This window comes from Mycobacterium sherrisii, assembly GCF_002102355.1.
Classification (GTDB): Bacteria; Actinomycetota; Actinomycetes; order Mycobacteriales; family Mycobacteriaceae; genus Mycobacterium; species Mycobacterium sherrisii.
Genome location: NZ_LQPT01000019.1, coordinates 318,887 through 335,197, shown reverse-complemented (window position 1 = coordinate 335,197; position 16,311 = coordinate 318,887). Strand labels below are relative to the sequence as shown.

The 16,311-nt window shown below is 67.5% G+C and carries 15 protein-coding genes; 8 read left to right on the top strand and 7 right to left on the bottom strand.

Annotation, left to right across the window (positions count from 1 at the left end):
- Positions 1 to 82: 82 nt before the first annotated feature.
- The 3 genes from AWC25_RS03160 to AWC25_RS27255 form a co-directional block, all read right to left on the bottom strand.
- Positions 83 to 2,875, bottom strand: coding sequence for a helix-turn-helix transcriptional regulator (locus AWC25_RS03160; protein WP_264034458.1), 2,793 nt, complete (start codon positions 2,873 to 2,875; stop codon positions 83 to 85).
- Positions 2,876 to 2,948: 73 nt separating this feature from the next.
- Positions 2,949 to 3,641 carry a hypothetical protein gene (locus AWC25_RS03155; protein ID WP_232326865.1) on the bottom strand — a complete coding sequence of 231 codons (693 nt, stop codon included), beginning with the start codon at positions 3,639 to 3,641 and terminating at the stop codon, positions 2,949 to 2,951.
- On the bottom strand, positions 3,610 to 3,825 hold the full coding sequence (locus tag AWC25_RS27255) for a hypothetical protein (protein WP_232326866.1): 216 nt from the start codon (positions 3,823 to 3,825) through the stop codon (positions 3,610 to 3,612). Before AWC25_RS27255 ends, AWC25_RS03155 begins: the two co-directional genes overlap by 32 nt.
- A gap of 146 nt (positions 3,826 to 3,971) precedes the next feature.
- On the opposite strand from AWC25_RS27255, the gene AWC25_RS03150 reads away from it, so the two are divergent.
- On the top strand, positions 3,972 to 4,781 hold the full coding sequence (locus AWC25_RS03150) for an SDR family NAD(P)-dependent oxidoreductase (protein ID WP_069398301.1): 810 nt from the start codon (positions 3,972 to 3,974) through the stop codon (positions 4,779 to 4,781).
- Positions 4,782 to 4,784: 3 nt separating this feature from the next.
- On the opposite strand, the gene AWC25_RS03145 is transcribed toward AWC25_RS03150, so the two are convergent.
- From AWC25_RS03145 to AWC25_RS03130, 4 genes are all read right to left on the bottom strand, one after another.
- Positions 4,785 to 5,813 (bottom strand): NADPH:quinone reductase, encoded by a 1,029-nt coding sequence (locus tag AWC25_RS03145; protein WP_069398302.1) that lies wholly within the window; start codon positions 5,811 to 5,813, stop codon positions 4,785 to 4,787.
- Positions 5,814 to 5,859: 46 nt separating this feature from the next.
- Positions 5,860 to 6,489, bottom strand: coding sequence for an SMP-30/gluconolactonase/LRE family protein (locus AWC25_RS27085; RefSeq protein WP_211281010.1), 630 nt, complete (start codon positions 6,487 to 6,489; stop codon positions 5,860 to 5,862).
- Positions 6,490 to 6,992: 503 nt separating this feature from the next.
- Positions 6,993 to 8,585 carry a benzoylformate decarboxylase gene (gene mdlC, locus AWC25_RS03135; RefSeq protein WP_085166327.1) on the bottom strand — a complete coding sequence of 531 codons (1,593 nt, stop codon included), beginning with the start codon at positions 8,583 to 8,585 and terminating at the stop codon, positions 6,993 to 6,995.
- Positions 8,586 to 8,599: 14 nt separating this feature from the next.
- Positions 8,600 to 9,700 carry an enolase C-terminal domain-like protein gene (locus AWC25_RS03130; protein WP_142278665.1) on the bottom strand — a complete coding sequence of 367 codons (1,101 nt, stop codon included), beginning with the start codon at positions 9,698 to 9,700 and terminating at the stop codon, positions 8,600 to 8,602.
- Between the two features lie 418 nt (positions 9,701 to 10,118).
- On the opposite strand from AWC25_RS03130, the gene AWC25_RS03125 reads away from it, so the two are divergent.
- The 7 genes from AWC25_RS03125 to AWC25_RS03095 all read left to right on the top strand — a co-directional run bounded on the left by AWC25_RS03125 (position 10,119) and on the right by AWC25_RS03095 (position 16,310).
- The gene (locus tag AWC25_RS03125) at positions 10,119 to 10,499 is read left to right on the top strand and encodes a winged helix-turn-helix transcriptional regulator (RefSeq protein ID WP_085166325.1); all 381 of its coding nucleotides are present in this window, start codon (positions 10,119 to 10,121) and stop codon (positions 10,497 to 10,499) included.
- Between the two features lie 94 nt (positions 10,500 to 10,593).
- Positions 10,594 to 11,259 (top strand): TetR/AcrR family transcriptional regulator, encoded by a 666-nt coding sequence (locus tag AWC25_RS03120; protein ID WP_069398305.1) that lies wholly within the window; start codon positions 10,594 to 10,596, stop codon positions 11,257 to 11,259.
- A gap of 11 nt (positions 11,260 to 11,270) precedes the next feature.
- Positions 11,271 to 11,465, top strand: coding sequence for a ferredoxin (locus tag AWC25_RS03115; RefSeq protein ID WP_069398502.1), 195 nt, complete (start codon positions 11,271 to 11,273; stop codon positions 11,463 to 11,465).
- A gap of 1 nt (position 11,466) precedes the next feature.
- Entirely contained in the window at positions 11,467 to 12,720 is a 1,254-nt protein-coding gene (locus tag AWC25_RS03110; RefSeq protein WP_069398306.1) for a cytochrome P450, read from the top strand.
- A 167-nt stretch (positions 12,721 to 12,887) separates the two neighbouring features.
- Entirely contained in the window at positions 12,888 to 13,949 is a 1,062-nt protein-coding gene (locus AWC25_RS03105) for an amidohydrolase family protein (protein WP_198166574.1), read from the top strand.
- Positions 13,949 to 15,193 carry a M24 family metallopeptidase gene (locus AWC25_RS03100; protein ID WP_069398308.1) on the top strand — a complete coding sequence of 415 codons (1,245 nt, stop codon included), beginning with the start codon at positions 13,949 to 13,951 and terminating at the stop codon, positions 15,191 to 15,193. Before AWC25_RS03105 ends, AWC25_RS03100 begins: the two co-directional genes overlap by 1 nt.
- Positions 15,183 to 16,310, top strand: a complete 1,128-nt coding sequence (locus tag AWC25_RS03095; RefSeq protein WP_069398309.1) for a M24 family metallopeptidase — start codon at positions 15,183 to 15,185, stop codon at positions 16,308 to 16,310. The genes AWC25_RS03100 and AWC25_RS03095 overlap by 11 nt, the downstream gene beginning before the upstream one ends.
- The last annotated feature ends 1 nt before the right edge of the window (position 16,311 follow it).

The following is a 16,311-nucleotide window of genomic DNA, read 5'->3' as shown; positions in this document are numbered from 1 at the left end:
AGTTTCCCGATGCATTGGCTCTCTCAGCATGGTCCCGGTGGCCGCCCCCGGGAACCCCGGAAAGTCCGTAGTCGTCGCGAACTCAGGGGGCCAGCTCGATACCCCGCAGTTGTCGGCGTGAGGTGATGCCGAGCTTGGCGAACACCTTCCGCAGGTGCCATTCGACGGTGTGCGCGCTGATGAACAACTGCGCGGCGATTTCGGGATTGGTCAGGCCCGCACCGGCCAGCCGGGCGATCTGCGCCTCCTGGGCGGTCAACTCCTCGCCCGGCGCGCTTGGGCGGCCGCGCCTGCTCACCTTTTGTCCGGTGACCAACAGTTCGCGGCGAGCACGCGCGGCGAACGGCTCGGCGCCCATCCGCCCGAACATTTCGTGGGCGGTCTGCAACTGGGTGCGAGCGTCGATGCGGCGGTTGCACCGACGCAGCCACTCTCCGTAGACGAGGTGGGCGCGGGCCAGGTGCACGACGATGCGCGTGCGCCCGAGTCGTTCGATCGCCTCCCGGTAGCGGCCTTCGGCGGCGCCGTCATCGGTCAGCAATGCGCGTGACCGCGCCAAAGCTCCTGCGGCCCAATCGGTTCCGGTGACCAGCGCGCGCTCTTCGAGTTGACGCAGGGCAGCCTCGGCCGCCGCGCGTTCGCCGCTTCTGGCGGCGGCCTCGATGAGTTCGATCAAGCACCAGCCGAACAACCCGTAGTCGTCGTCTTCGCAGGCCTGACGGGCGGCGGCGAACGCATCCGGGTAGCGACCGAGACCGTTGTAAAGCACGGCCTTGGCATAGCCGGTCAGACCGAGGACTCGTCCCTCCCCACGCGACATGCCGTCGGCCGCCGCGGTCTCGATCAGTTGGAGGGCCTCACCATCGGCACCGCGCCACGCGGCGAGCAGCACCGAGTGGTATTTGACCGGGGCGTCGCCCGTGGCGGCGCTGATGGCGTTGGCTTCCTCGATCAGCGCCGAGGCCGACGCGAACTCGCCGGCCTGCAGGTGCACACCGGCCCGGTACACCAGGGCATGCGGAAGCACGGCCAGCGCGCCCGCCTCGCGGGCCAGCCGCACCGATTCGGTGGCCAGCTGATGCCAGACGTCGTCATCCCACACTTCGTGAGCCGCGGATTCCTGCACGATGGGGAAGGCCTGCCAGAACCACCGCATCACGTCGCCGTCGCGGCGCCCGGATTCCGCGCGGACCAGCTCCAGCGCCGCGCGCAGCGCCGGCACGCTTGCGGCATGGCCATCGGTGGCGCGGATGGCGATGCCGTCGAGCAGCAGATCGACCGGCCGCGCCGGGTTCGGTCCGGGCGGTGCGGCCCGTGCCGCCTGCGCCGTCATCTGGATCCCGCCGTGCGGGCACAGCCGGCCGCCGAACAGGGTGGCCCCGACCGCTTCGAGATACGTCTCGCGCGACAACGGGGCGTCCAGGGCCGCCAGCCCGCGCGCCGCGTCGAGCAGGCCGACGGCCGAGTCCGACACGAGCGGCGCGTCCGCGGCACCGCTGCGGCTGCGGGCGAACGCGATCTGGGCGCGCAGTCGCACAGAGCGGGCCCGCTGCACGGGGTCCAGGGCCGCGGACTCGGCGATGGTCAGCAATTCGACCGCGGCGTCGAAGGCCGCCACGTCGCGTTTGGCCTGGGCGGCGGCCAGCGCGCGGGCGCCACGGCGAGCCGGGTCGACGGTCAGCTGCGTCGCCCGTTCCCAGAAGGCGGCAGCCGCGGCGACGCCTCCTCTGGCCTGCGCGCGATCGGCCGAGCGCTCGAGTGCGGCGGCGACGGCCTCGTCCGGACCGGACGCGGCGCTCGCCAAATGCCAGGCGCGCCGGTCCGGGTCGACGTCGGAGTCGGTGGCCTCCGCCAGCGCCCGGTGCACGCGCCGACGTTGCGGCAAGTCGGCCGACCGGTAGGCGGCCGAGCGCACCAATGGATGGCGGAAACGCACCCGTGTGCCGACGTCGATCAGCCCCGCCGCCTCGGCCGCCGCCGCCGCGTCCGGCGGCAGCCCCAGCCGGTCGGCGGCCCGCGCGAGCAACGCCGCGTCACCGACCGGTTCCGCGGCGGCGGTCACCATCAGCCGCTGGGTTTCCTCGGGCAGGGACTGGATCCGGCGCACGAACGTCTGCTCGATCTGCCCGGCCAGCGGACGGGCGTCGGGCCGCTGGAAACCGCCCGCGATCTCGGCGGCGGTCAACCCCTGGGGCAGCTCGAGAAGGGCCAGCGGGTTGCCCCGCGTTTCGGCCACGATCCGATCGCGCACCTGGTCGTCCAGGCGGCCGAGAACCGCCGAATCCAACAATGCGCGTGCGTCCGCGGAGTCGAGCCCGCCCAATACCAACTCCGGCAGCCCGCCGAACTCGTGGGGACAACCGTCGCGCACCGCGAAGAGCAACGCGGCGGGTTCGGCGATCAAACGGCGCGCGACGAAGGCCAACGTCTGGGCCGAGATGCGGTCGATCCATTGCGCATCGTCGACAAGGAAGATCAGCGGCTGCGTTTCGGTCGCGGCGCCGATCAGGCTCAGGATGGCCAACCCCACCAGAAACCGATCGGGTGCCGGTCCGACGCTGCGGCCGAACGCGACGTCCAACGCGGCGCGCTGCGGCTCCGGTAATCGGTCGATGCAGTCGAGCAGCGGCGTGCACAGTTGGTGCAAGCCGGCGAATGCCAGCTCCATCTCGGACTCGACGCCCGCGAGCCGCGCGGTGCGAAAGCCTTTGGCGTGCTCGGCCACATAGTCGAGCAGCGCCGTTTTGCCGATGCCGGCCTCGCCACGCAACACCCGCACCTGGCTTTCGCCGGCGCGGGCCGCGGCCGTCAGCTGCTCGAGCGCCATGCACTCGGCGCGCCGTCCGCGCAGCAACTGCGCCGGATGAGTTGTCACGCGCACCGCCACAATTCGAGGATTACGTTGCCTGACATTACGGGGCCGGGGGTTCCGAAGCGGTCGCGGGCGGTCAGGAAAGGCGGCGGGCAAGCCCCTCGTCGGTACTGGCAACCGAGTAGCAGGCCGCGGTCGAAATGATCGTCGGCACCAGCAGCGCCAACACGAAGACGAACACGACAAAGCCGCGATTGGGCGTCGTCAGCCACCCGCCGGGAAGCCGGGCGAGGGTGACGGCCAACCAGGATGCGGCGACGGCGAGAAACAGCGTTCCCACCGTGGCGACCTGGATCGACCGCAGCGCCAGCTGCGTCGGCTCGGCGGTGTTGGATAGCGAGCGGTTGAGATTTCTGGTGCGGATGTAGACCACAACCAGATCGACGATGATGGCCAGCGCGCAGAATGTCACGATCAACCCGGTGAGCCAGAGCGCGGGCCGGTGGCCCAGTACGAAGTGCAGGTAGTCGATGCTGGTCTCGCTCATGATCAGCGTCGTCGCCATCGCGGCGCCGAACGTCAGCCAGCCGCCGAGGTCCGCGAGGAAGCAATAGGCCCGGATGTCCTCCGGGTCTACCTGGTGCGCCTTGTTCACCGCGTGGCTGGCGAGCATCCAGCCCAGCCCGCCGAACAGCGCGGTGGTGCCGGCCGCAAGCATGCCGGTCGCCAGGGTGCCCTGGGTCCAGGCGATCGCGCAGATCCCTTGCCGGTCACCGTTGTCGGGCGGGTGCGTGCCGCTAATGAGACTGAACAGAAAGCTGCTGAGCATCAGGATCAGCACCGCCGACGCGAAACAGGGCCAGCGTGTGGATGCCTTCGCGGCTGTTGCGGTCGAACAGCAGCGCGATCGCGGTGATCAGGAATCCGCCGAGCACACCGGCCAGCTGCGACGTCGAGGGTGCCGACGCGATCATGCTCCATTGGTCGGACGTGCAGAACGGATCGGGATTCATCGCCGCCGCACTCCGATGCGCGCGCTCATGGCCAAACAGTAGCCAGACTCGGCAGGGCGCCGAGGAAGTTTGCTGCTCGCGTCGCGACGTGTCGGTTCTAAATCAAGTGCTTGACTTAAACTGGCATGCGCCGATTAACTCTCCGTGTGGTCAATGAGTTGGATGGCAAGGTCGCCATCGTCACCGGCGGCGCCTCCGGCATCGGTCGCGGTCTGGTGGAGCGGTTCGTCGTCGAGGGCGCACGGGTGGTGATCGCCGACGTCGAGACCGAACCGGGTGAGGCGCTGGCGGCCTCGCTTGGCGACGCTGCCCTCTTTCGCGAGACCGACGTGTCCGACCCCGAGCAGGTGGAAGCGCTGGTGGCCGGCGCCGTCGAATGGTTCGGCGGCCTGCATGTCATGGTGAACAACGCCGGGGTGTCAAGCCCGCTGCGCAGGCTGCTCGACGACGACCTCGCGGACTTTCATCGGGTGATGGGGGTCAACGTGTTGGGCGTGATGGCCGGTACCCGAGATGCCGCGCGGCATATGGCCGGCCACGGCGGGGGATCGATCATCAACATGACCTCGATCGGCGGCATCCAGGCCGGCGGCGGGGTGATGATCTACCGCGCGTCGAAAGCCGCGGTCATCCAGTTCACCAAGGCCGCGGCAATTGAGTTGGCATATCACGAGATTCGGGTCAACGCGATCGCGCCGGGCAGCATCCCCACGCCGATCTTGGGAAAGTCGGCCGCGGGCATGGACCCAGAGCAGCTCAGGCAGTTCGAGGCAAAGATCCGCCAGGGCATGCGCGACGACCGTCCGCTCAAGCGCGACGGCACCCCCGACGACATCGCCGAGGCGGCACTGTATTTCGCGACCGACCGGTCGCGTTATGTCACCGGCACAGTGCTACCGGTCGACGGCGGGACGGTTGCGGGAAAACCGATCCGGTCGGCCAAGCCGGAAGGCTGACTCTCACGGGTTATCCACCGGTGCCACGTCGATCAGGATCTTGCCCACCACACCCTCCTGCGAGGCGCGGTGCGCGTCGGCGGTCTGTTCGAGGGAATAGCGGATGACGGGCAATCCGGCCTGATCGCCCACCTCCAGCGCACCGGCCGCTGCCGCCGCGGTAACCGCACGCACGGAGGCAAGCTTCGCACCCGGTTCCGTCAGGTAGGTCAGAATGTATTGCAGCCGAACGTTTTTGTCCATCCCGGCGCGGGTGGGAATGGGGATGACGTCGCGCTCGTCCGACGCATAGTTTGCGATGGTGCCGTGACTTGCCACCAGCTCCAGGTCTGATTCGATGTTGGCGCGCAGGTTGACCTCGACGATGATGTCGGCGCCGGCGGGGTGTCGGTCCAGCAGCGCCGGCACCAATTTCTCCTGCCGGTAATTGATGATCTGCTGCGCCCCCGCCCGCCGGGCCAGCTCGGCCTTCTCGTTGTCGCTGACGGTGGCGATCACCGTTGCGCCGGACCAGACCGCAAGCTGGATGGCCGCGTGGCCGACGACGCCCGCCCCGCCCGCAACCAGCACGGTGAATCCGCGCAACGCGCCGGGCTCGAGTTGCACCGGTGCGCGATGATGCGCGGTCAGCGCGCGATGCGCGGTGAGCGCAGGGATGCCCAGCGACGCACCCACATCGAAGCTCGCGTTAGCGGGAAGCGGCACCACCTGGTGCGCCGGCAACACAACGTACTCCTGCGCCGTCCCGTCGGCTCGCTGCCACGCAGCGTCCCAAACCCACACGCGGTCACCGACGTTCAGCCCGATCACGTTGTCGCCTACGGCGTCGACGACACCGGCGCCGTCCTGATTGGGGACCTGACCGCCTGCGGCCACCACGGTGGAGCTCTGTCGGGCCTTCCAGTCGGTCGGGTTCACCCCCGACACGGCGATGCGCACCCGAACCTGGCCCGCGGCGACCGGGGGAACGGGCCGCTCGACCAGCTGCAGTACCGAGGGGTCGCCGGCTTCGGTGTAAACGATCGCCTTCATCATGATCCTATCTGCGTGAACGAATGGAGTTGCTGGACAATCGGTGTCACCGCAACCGGACCGGCCGGGCGTCGACGTTGACCCGAATGATCAGATATGGCGGTATGCGGGCTTCGTTGCCGTCGTTGAACAGCGGGATGCGGGGCAGCTGGTTGACGCTGACATAGAGATGCCCGTCGGCGGCCAGTGCCAGGGTGTCCGGCCACAACAGCTTCGGCCCGTGCAGCAACGTAGTCCATCGGCCGTCGGCAGCCTTTTTCAGCACCGCGCTGTGCTCGTAGGCGGTGACGTAGAGATTGCCGTCGGTGTCGGATTCCAGACCGTCGGAGGCTCCTTTGTCACCGTGGTCGAATATCGTTTCCGCGACCCGATCCTCGGGGATGCCGCGATCCCGCAATGCCTGCGTGCTCACGCTGTAGAGCCGACGGCTTGACAGGGGGCAGTAGAACAGCCGCTCGCCATCGGGACTGATCGCGATGCCGTCCGCACCAACCCGGTACTGCTCGCGCACCACGCCCTGCACCACCGCGCGGAACCCGTCCTCGGCTTGGGTGCTGCGATGGCCGCGCAGTCGATCCCAGCATTGGCCGGTGTCGAGGTCGACCACGATCGGCGCGCCGGTCGGTTGTGAGTCCGTGATGTAGGCGTAGCGGCCCCGGCTGAAATCGAAGCGCACGTCGTTGAGGTACGTCTGCGCCGTATTGCCGCATCGTCGATCCGCAGCACACGATCGATAGCGTTGTGCGCCAGGTCGATTCGCACCAGCTTCGGCCCGCCGGCGACATGGGCCGCGAACGAGGGCGCTCCGGTATCCAGCAGCCACAGATACCCGTCCGGATCGACGACGACACTTTGAACCGAGATCAGCTGATCGGCCGAATCCCCGGGGCGCCAGTCGTTGACCCGCGCGTCCGGGTAGGCGACGGCGGCTCCGTCGACCACCTCGGCCACGGTGAACGGCACCTCGTCACCCCACCGCGGGAAGGATACGAAAACCCGCCCGTCGTCGCTGACGGTGACGCCCGTCGGCATCAGGTCGAAGAATTCGGCCACGGTCTGGTAATCGTCCTGGACATAGGCGCCCAGCGGTCGCGTCGCCGAGCCGGTCATGACAAACCACGTCCGGCGCTGGGGTCGTCAAAGTCTTTGCACGACATGAGTATCGACTACCTTCCGAAGCTAGATCAGCGGGGGAACGGTCGAGTCGATGGTCACTTCGATCGGGTGGGTTCGGTCGAGCCCAATGCCCCGGCCGACGGCCTCCTCGAGGTCCTCGGGATTGGTCACCCGTTCGCCGCCGCAGCCGTAACCCTGGGCCAAGGCGACGAAGTCCAGTCCCGGCAGGTCGAGGCCTGGCACACCGGGCGTCTGCAGCAACTCGGCGAAGCTCTTGAGAATGTTGTAGGCCCCGTTGCGGGGAATGATGAACAGGATCGGCAGCTGCTGCTGGACGGCCGTCCACAAAGCCTGGATGACGTAGTTCGCGGCGCCGTCGCCGACGATGCAGATGACCGTGCGGTTGCTGCCCTCATCGCGTTCGGCCAGCGCGACACCCACCGCGGCGGGAAGGCCGAAACCGAGCACGCCGCTCGACATCGAGAAGAACGATCGCGACCGCGCGGTCGGTATCTGCTCACGCAACTTCTGCGCCGTCGACAGCGATTCCTGAACGATCACGCTGTCCGGGGGGCGGACGGTGTGGACGACGCGGTAGAGCCACTCCGCAGTGATCTGAGCTGGGCGCACCGGCGGTTGCGACGCGCGCGGGGTCGGCGAATTGCGTTGCGCGGCCGGCAAAGCCGAGGCCAGCACCGCGCACGACCGGCCCGGGTCGGCCAGCACGGCCTGCCCCACCGGTGCGCGGGCCGCCTCGGATGGATCATCGGTGATCTGAAACAGCCGCGTGCCGACCGGCAGGTATTCGCCTGGGATGTACGGGTAATAGCGGAACACCGGTGCGCCGATCACCACCACGACGTCATGGCCGGCCAGCGCTTCGCCGAGCGGGCCGATGGCCGGCGGCAGCGTGCCTCGGTACAGACGGTGCGTTTCGGGAAACCCGGGCCGGCCTCCCCCGGGGCGGCCCACAACCGCGCATCGCAGCTTTTCGGCGAGCGTCACCGCGTGGTCCCATCCGCCGGACCGATCGACCGCGCCGCCGATGATCAACGCGGGCGAGTCCGCGCCGGCGAGGGCGTCGATCACCGGGCGCAGGGTGTCGGTGTCGGCGGGCAGCGTCGCGCTCACGGTGCGGATCTGCGGTAGCCGCGGGCAGGGACGATCGCAGTCATCCATCGGGATGGAGAGGAAGACCGGGCCCGCGGGCGGCAGCACGGCGGCCGCGTACGCGCGCATCAGCGCCGCGGGCGCATCCTCGGGCCGGACGGTTTCGTAGGCCCACTTGACGAACGGCTGTGGAACCAGATGAGGCGAGACGTTGGTCAAATAGGGCTCTAGCAACAACATTTCGCGGGTCTGCTGGCCGGCGGTGATGATCAGCGGCGCACGGTTGTACCAGGCGCTCTCGATGTTGCCGACGGCGTTGCCCATCCCCGCGGCGGTGTGCAGGTTGACCAGGGCGGGACGGCCGGTGCGCTGAGCGTACCCGTCCGCCATCGCGACGGCCGGCGCCTCCTGCAACGCCAGCACATAACGGAAGTCAGCCGGAAAGTCCTTCAGGAACGGCTCTTCGGTCGAGCCGGGATTCCCGAATATGGTGGTGAGTCCAAGTTCTCGGGCGACCTGGAAGAACGCCTCGCGCACTGTTTGCATGACTTTCCCGCTGCCTATACGGAGTACTTGTCGACGGCACGTTCATCCCAGATCAAGCCCGCCCCGGGTTCGTCGGGCGCCGTCACGGCGCCGGCGTGCGGTTCCAATGGGTTCGCGAGGACGGGCTTGGCCCAGTCGACCCACTCCAGCCAATGGGCGGTCGGGGTGACCCGCAACAGGTGCGCCGAGAACTCCGGGTACAGGTGGCTGGAAAACTGAATGCCCGCGGCGGCGGCCACGGCCGCCGCCTGCATCCAGCCGGTCACGCCGCCGATCCGCATCAGGTCGGCCATGGTGTAATGCACGGCCCCGGCGGTCAGTGACTGCATCAGATCTACTGCACCGTAATAGTTTTCACCGGCCTGCAGTGGTGTGCGGACGCGCCGCGCAAGTTCTGCATACCCGTGGACGTTGTCGTAGGCGATCGGTTCCTCGAACCAGTACAGGCCCAGCTCGTCGAGCTCATGACAACGACGGATGGCATCACCTAGACCCAGGGCTTGGTTGAAGTCCACCATGAGGTCGACGTCGGAGCCGATGCTCTGGCGTACGGCATCGATGGCTGCGATGTCGTCGCGTAGCTGCTCGTAACCCAGCCGCAGCTTCAGCGCGCTGAACCCGCCCTCGTTCAGTAGCGCTTGTGCCTCGGACCCCAACGTGGCGGCTTCATGCCGCCACAGTCCGTTGCTGTTGTAGGCGCGTACCGGTCCTACGGTGCCGCCCAACAGCCGCGCCAACGGCAGGCCGGCCTCTTTGGCGAACGCGTCCCAGAGGGCCATGTCGACGGCGGCAAGAACGATTCTGGAAACACCGCTCACGCCAATGACATTCAGGCCGCGGGTCGTCGCTGCGAACACGTCGGCGGGGGCGACGGGCCGTCCCTGCAGCCCATCGAGCACTGCCATCATTTCGGCGACGACGGTGGGCAGCGAGGCGGCGCGGTAGGGCGCGATGTAGCTCGATCCGATCACACCACCGGTCATCTCCAGGTCGACCAGGATCAGCGGCCATTCGTCGAACTGTCCGATCGCCGCGATGATCGGACGGTTTAGCGGTACGACGACCGGTCGCACGGTCGCGCGCCGCAGCGTCATTGGCTCAGTCCGAACTGGCATGGGGCTCCTAGGGATTGGATGACGACTGCGGCTGTCGCGGCGAGATTAGCGAGTCGCCCTCAGTAACATGCAAGGGCTCCTGCTCTCCGTTGGATACCTTCGCTGGTGAGAGCACCGCGCTGGCGCGCCGACGAGATCATCGGCACCTCGCCGGTGCCGGGTAGACGATTCTGGTCGACGCTGCGCGGCTCGCCGCCGGTCGCGTGCATCCGCGCATCGCAGCCCTTTCATGAAGTAGTAGCGCTACTACCATTTCAGGCTAGCGGCAATGTGGTTGTTCCGCTACCGGTTCGCCTGGGCCGCGCCCGCGACGCCGTTGTGCGGCGGGTCCCGGCCGCGCGGAACCGGCTAACGCCGCCGCCCGACCAATTAGTATCTTGCGGGTAGCTTTACAGCTCGTGGCGGTAGGAGGCCGGCGATGGCGCAGAGCTGCGCGACGGGGCAGCACGACGATCACGACGTGTACTCCGAGCAATGCCCGTGTCGTATGCTGCTCGATTTGTTGGCCAACAAGTGGGCGGCGTTGGTTATCGGTCTACTCGACGACGGCCCGGTTCGTTTCGGCAAGCTGAAGAGTCAGTTGCCTGGAATCAGCCCAAAGATGTTGACCCGCACGCTGCGTCAGCTGGAATCGGCGGCGTTGGTCTCGCGCACGGTGTTCCCGGATGTTCCGCCGCGGGTCGAGTACGCGTTGACCGATCTCGGCGAGAGTGCGGCCTATCCGTTGGGCCTGTTGCGGACCTGGGCCGAGGAGAACATCGACCGCATCGCCGCGCTCAACCCGCAGTGGGCGAGTTAGCCGTTTCAACCGTCGGCTCGCGGTGGGCCACCCGCGCCCATCGGTTTAAATCAAGCGCTTGACTTAATAGCCGGGGGCGAGGTTGACTGGGCGGATGACCACCGCCGGCCGTGCCGTTCGCACCGAGCGTGCCAGCTCCACCCAGGAGGCGATCCTGGTCGCGGCCGAACGCCTGTACGCCGAACACGGCATGTTCGCGGTGTCCAACCGGCAGGTCAGCGAGGCCGCCGGGCAGGGCAACAACGCCGCGGTGGGCTACCACTTCGGCACCAAGGCGGACCTGGTGCGCGCCATCGAGGAGAAGCACCGAGGTCCCGTCGAGAGGCTGCGGGAGCAGATGGTGGCGGAGCTGCTGACCTCCGGCGGCGACACCGAGATGCGCGGCTGGGTGGCGTGCCTGGTGCGCCCATTGACCGATCACCTCGAGGAGCTCGGCAACCCGAGCTGGTATGCGCGTTTCGCGGCTCAGGCCATGACCGATCCGGCCTACTACAACATCATCGTCAAGGGGGCGCTCAGCTCGCCCTCGCTGGTGCAGGTCGTCGAGGGCATCAACCGCTGCTTGCCCAACCTCCCGGCCGATGTGCGCTTCGAGCGCAACATTATGGCCCGCAACCTGCTGATGCACACCTGCGCCGATCGTGAACGCGCGCTCGCCGCCGGTGCGGCGATGATGCAGCCCTCCTGGCGCGCGGCCTCCTTCGGCCTCATCGACGCGATCGTTGGCCTGTGGCTGGCGCCGGTAACTCCGTACGAATGAAGAGCACACCGATGAAAGTAATTGTCGACCAAAACATTTGCGCATCCTCAGGCAACTGCGTGATGAACGCACCCGAGGTGTTCGACCAGCGCGACGAAGACGGCGTCGTCGTACTGCTCACCGAGCAGCCGTCGGCCGAGCAGACCGAAGGGGTGCGCCAGGCGGTCGCCGCGTGCCCCGCCCAGGCCATCTACCTCGAGGAATGACATGTCAGACGCGTTGACGAGCACGGGCATCTCCGAGACCGAGCCGAGTTCGGAGATCCCGGACTACCCGATGGCCCGCAACGAACGCTGCCCGTTCGCCCCACCGCCGGCCGTCATGGCCCTGGCCGAAGAGCGGCCACTGTCCCGGGTGCGGATCTGGGACGGCAGCACGCCCTGGCTGATCACAGGTTACGAGCAGGTGCGCGAACTGTTTTCCGATTCCCGGGTCAGCGTCGACGACCGGGTGCCCGGGTTCCCGCACTGGAACGAAGCCATGCTGTCGACCGTGCACAAACGGCCCCGCTCGGTGTTCACCTCCGACGGCGAGGAACACACCCGCTTCCGGCGAATGCTGTCCAAACCGTTCACGTTCCGCCGTGTCGAAGGCCTGCGGCCGACGATTCAGCGCATCACCGACGAGCACATCGACACCATGCTGGCCGGCCCCCAACCCGCGGATATCGTTGCCGGCATTGCCCTTCCGGTTCCATCGCTGGTGATCAGCCAGATGCTCGGGGTGCCCTACGAGGACGCCGAGATGTTCCAGCAGCACGCGACGATGGGGCTGGCGCGCTACGCCACCGGTGCGGACACCGCCAAGGGCGCGATGAGCCTGCACAAATATCTTGCCCAATTGGTCGAGACGAAGATGGAAAACCCTTCGGAGGACGCGGTTTCCGATCTCGCCGAGCGGGTCAAGGCCGGCGAGCTGAGCGTCAAAGAGGCCGCCCAGCTCGGCACCGGGCTGCTGATCGCCGGACACGAGACGACGGCCAACATGATCGGGCTCGGAGTGCTTGCCCTGCTGGAACATCCCGACCAACTCGGGGTGGTCCGCGACGCCGAGGACCCGAAGGTCCTGACCGGCGCGGTGGAGGAATTACTGCGCTACCTCAGCATCATCCAGAACGGGCAGCGCCGCGTCGCGCTCGACGACATCCACATCGCCGGTGAAACCATCCGCGCCGGCGAGGGCATCATCATCGACCTGGCACCGGCCAATTGGGACGCCGACGCGTTCCCCGAACCGGACCGGTTGTACGTGCACCGCGCCGGGGCGGACCGCAACGTCGCCTTCGGCTACGGTCGCCATCAGTGTGTGGGCCAGCAACTGGCGCGCGCGGAACTGCAGATCGTGTTCCAGACGCTATTCCGCCGCATCCCCACGATGGCGCTGGCCGTGCCGATCGAGGAAATCCCGTTCAAACACGACCGGCTCGCCTACGGCGTCTATGAACTGCCGGTGACCTGGTAGCCGAAAACCTTGAGCAGCCCGATGATCACCCGTGAAGTGCCGATCCAAATGGAGGGTCAACAATGTCAACGCAGACAAGCACGCTCTACCCGCCCGGTGGCTACGGTGCTCCGAAGGATCGGCGCGGCCACGCCGCGGGCAGCGATGTGGGCCTGCCGCAGGGCACCGTGGTCTTCTCGGCGGACAACCACATCTCGCTGGCCGACGACATCTTCTACGACCGCTTTCCCGACGAGCTGAAGGACAAGGCGCCCCGGATCTGGTACGAGGACGGCGCGTACCAGGTCGGCCGCCAGGGGCAATCGTTCTTGCCCGGGGACTTCAGCGCCGTGTTGATGCAGTACGACGATCTGCCCGGCGCCGCCAGCACCAACATCGAGGCTCGCATCGAGGAACTACGCGAGGACGGTGTCGACAAGGAACTGGCCTTCCCCAATGCGGTGCTGGCGCTGTTTCACTACCCCGACAAGAAGCTGCGCGAGTTGGCCTTCCGCATCTACAACGAGTACATCGCCGAGCTGCAAGAGCGGTCCAACGGTCACTTCTACGGCGCGGGACTAATCAACTGGTGGGAACCCGAGGGGACCAGACGCACGCTGGCCGAGCTGAAGTCATTGGGAATCAGGACATTTCTGCTGCCGTTGAATCCGGGCAAGGACGACGACGGCAACGTGATCGACTACGGCAGCACCGCGATGAAGCCGGTCTGGGACGAGATCGAAGACGCCGGACTGCCGGTGACCCACCACATCGGCGAGACCCCACCGAAAACCCCGTGTCAGTTCAACAGCGTGGTGGTCGGCATGATGATCAACGTCGACGGCTTCCGGGAGCAATTCGCCAAGTACCTTTTCACCGGAATTCTCGACGACCACCCCGGACTGCGGATCGGCTGGTTCGAAGGTGGGATCGCTTGGGTGCCTTGGGCTTTGCAAGATGCCGAGCACCTGGTCGCGTCCTACCAGCACATGTTCAACCGGCCGCTGCAGCACGACGTGCGGCACTACTGGGACACGCACATGAGCGCGTCATTCATGGTCGACCCGCTGGGTCTGCAACTGATCGACCGGATCGGGGTCGACAAGGTGATGTGGTCCAGCGACTATCCGCACAACGAAAGCACATACGGCTACTCCGAGAAATCGCTCAAGGCCGTCGTCGACGCGGTGGGTCCGACCGACGCGGTGAAGATCGTCAGCGACAACATCACGACATTCCTGGGCCTGTAGTGACGACGTTTGCGCAACCGGACACCGGCCCCGGACTGGTGATCCCCGATACACCCGACTTGGCGCGGCTGCGCCGCGACACCGGCGCACGCCTGCGATCGGCGATGGCCGACCGCGGGGTCGACGCCATGATCCTGCTGGGCAACAATGCCGTCGTCTACGCCACCGGCGCCAGTTGGCCGCTCGGCGATGCCGGGCTCTCCTACGTCGAACGCCCGGTCGCCGTCGTGCTGGCCGACGACCAGTGGCCGCACCTGTTCCTGCCGTTCCGCGAGGGCGTCGCGCAGGAATCCGGCCTGCCCGGCGACCACCTACACGGGCCGGTGTACCTCGAATTCGAGGAAGGCGTGGCCGATTTCGCGCGCACGATCGCTGAGCTGATTCCGTCCGGAGCGGTGATCGCGGTCGACGAATGCACCGGTGCGATGTCGCGTGCCGCGAAGCTGCTCTTTCGCTCCGGCGTTCCGGTGGACGCCGCCGCCATCGTCAGCGCGGCCAAGTCCGTCAAAACCCCGGACGAACTGTCGTGCATGCGCACCGCCATCCGGATCACCGACGAGGCGATGGTCGAAGTCCAGCAGAGATTAGCGCCGGGCGTGCGCCAAATCGATTTGTCGGCAAGCTTTTTGCGCCGCGCCTTCGAGCTCGGCGCTACCGCCAGCATGCTCGAACCGATCTGGCAGGTCATGCCGCCCAGTAAGGCCGAGGGCGTGTGGACCACCCACGGTGACTTGGCGCTGCCGCTGCTGAGCACCGAGCGGGAGCTGGCCGAAGGCGACGTGCTATGGACCGACGTCAGCATCACCTACCAGGGTTATTGCTCCGATTTCGGTCGCACCTGGATCGTCGGACGTGATCCGTCGCCGCGCCAACAGGCGCAGTTCGACAGATGGTGCGAGATCATGACGGCGGTGTTGGGCGTCGCGCGAGCCGGCGCCACCGCGGCCGACCTCGGCCGGGCCGCGACCGCGGCCAACAGCGGCACCAAGCCGTGGCTGCCGCACTTTTATCTGGGCCACGGCATCGGCGTCAACGCCGCCGAAATGCCGATGATTGGAACAGATCTGGGCCAGGAATTCGACGAAAGCTTCGTTTTGCAATCCGGGATGGTGCTGGTTCTCGAGCCCGTGGTGTGGGAGGACGGCACCGGCGGTTACCGCAGCGAAGAGGTCTTGGTGATCACCGAGGAAGGCTGGATCAGGTTGACCGACTACCCCTATGACCCGTACGGCCATGTCAACTGACGTCTTGCCCGATGCGCGCGCGCTGCGGCTGGGGCGCCGCCGGCGGGCACTGGAACAGATGGCCGCACACGATCTCGATGTGCTGGTCCTCGGCCGGCAAGCGAATGTTCGCTACGTGACCGGGGCGCCGCAGCTATGGGTCGCCGGCACCCGCCCCTTCGGGCCGAGCTGCGTCGTCGTACGCGAGACCGGCGCCGTACACCTGCTGAGCACCTGGGACGAGGGCGTGCCCGAGGACATCCCGCACGACAACCTCTACGGCATCTCGTGGAATCCGATGAACACCATAGCGGCGCTGAGCCGCATCGATGGGGCGGCAACGGCCCGCCGCGTCGGAACCGATGCAATCTCACCGGCTTTCGCACAGCTGCTGCCCACCGCATTTCCCAACGCGCAGCTGGTGGACGGCGAGCTGGCCATGCGGGCGGCGCGGCGCATCAAGACCGACGAAGAGATCGCGGCGTTGCGGGAATCGGTCGCGGTGGCCGAGACGGCCCTGGCCGCCGCGGTCGCGGGGTTGCGGCCCGGGGTCACCGAGCAGGCACTGGCCGGGGCCCTGCTGGAGGCCGCCGCGGCGGGCGGGGTGAGCACCCCGTCGAATCAAGATGTGGCCTGGGTGACGTCGCGCACGCATCCGTGGCGGCGCGCCGACGGTGGTGGCCGCGTGCAGGACGGCGACCTGGTGGCGTTTTCCGCCGGCGTGCTCGCCGGGGGCTACGTCGGCGAGGTCGGCCGCACCTGGCCGGCGGACACAGGGCGGCCCGCGCGCGGCGCCGCAGCGCTGCACGGTCGGTGGGAAAGCCTGTGGGGCAAACTGATTGACGCCTGCCGCCCCGGCGCGGGTGCGGGTGGGCTGCTTGCCGCGTATCACGCCGCCGGGGAGCCCGAACCGCCGATGCCGGTGGCCCGCGGTCTGGGCATGGGTTTCGACCCGCCGGTGGTCGCCAAGCATCTGCCCGCAACGGCGGCACAGGAGCAGCTGGAACCGGGAATGGTGCTCGCCGTCACGGGATATGTGTGGCAAGAAGAAATCGGCGCGATCTTCGGGCGAGAAGCGGTCCTGATTACCGCCAATGGTTCCGAGGTGCTCACCGGTAGCCCGTTCTGGCAGCCCTAGC

Excerpts from the sequence above, each read along its gene's own strand:
- AWC25_RS03155 (WP_232326865.1), bottom strand. The coding sequence starts at position 3,641 with ATGCTCAGCAGCTTTCTGTTCAGTCTCATTAGCGGCACGCACCCGCCC.
- AWC25_RS27255 (WP_232326866.1), bottom strand. The coding sequence starts at position 3,825 with ATGAATCCCGATCCGTTCTGCACGTCCGACCAATGGAGCATGATCGCG.
- AWC25_RS03145 (WP_069398302.1), bottom strand. The coding sequence starts at position 5,813 with ATGAAGGCGATCGTTTACACCGAAGCCGGCGACCCCTCGGTACTGCAG.
- mdlC (WP_085166327.1), bottom strand. The coding sequence starts at position 8,585 with ATGCAAACAGTGCGCGAGGCGTTCTTCCAGGTCGCCCGAGAACTTGGA.
- AWC25_RS03130 (WP_142278665.1), bottom strand. The coding sequence starts at position 9,700 with ATGCCAGTTCGGACTGAGCCAATGACGCTGCGGCGCGCGACCGTGCGA.
- AWC25_RS03125 (WP_085166325.1), top strand. The coding sequence starts at position 10,119 with ATGGCGCAGAGCTGCGCGACGGGGCAGCACGACGATCACGACGTGTAC.
- AWC25_RS03120 (WP_069398305.1), top strand. The coding sequence starts at position 10,594 with ATGACCACCGCCGGCCGTGCCGTTCGCACCGAGCGTGCCAGCTCCACC.
- AWC25_RS03115 (WP_069398502.1), top strand. The coding sequence starts at position 11,271 with ATGAAAGTAATTGTCGACCAAAACATTTGCGCATCCTCAGGCAACTGC.
- AWC25_RS03110 (WP_069398306.1), top strand. The coding sequence starts at position 11,467 with ATGTCAGACGCGTTGACGAGCACGGGCATCTCCGAGACCGAGCCGAGT.
- AWC25_RS03095 (WP_069398309.1), top strand. The coding sequence starts at position 15,183 with ATGTCAACTGACGTCTTGCCCGATGCGCGCGCGCTGCGGCTGGGGCGC.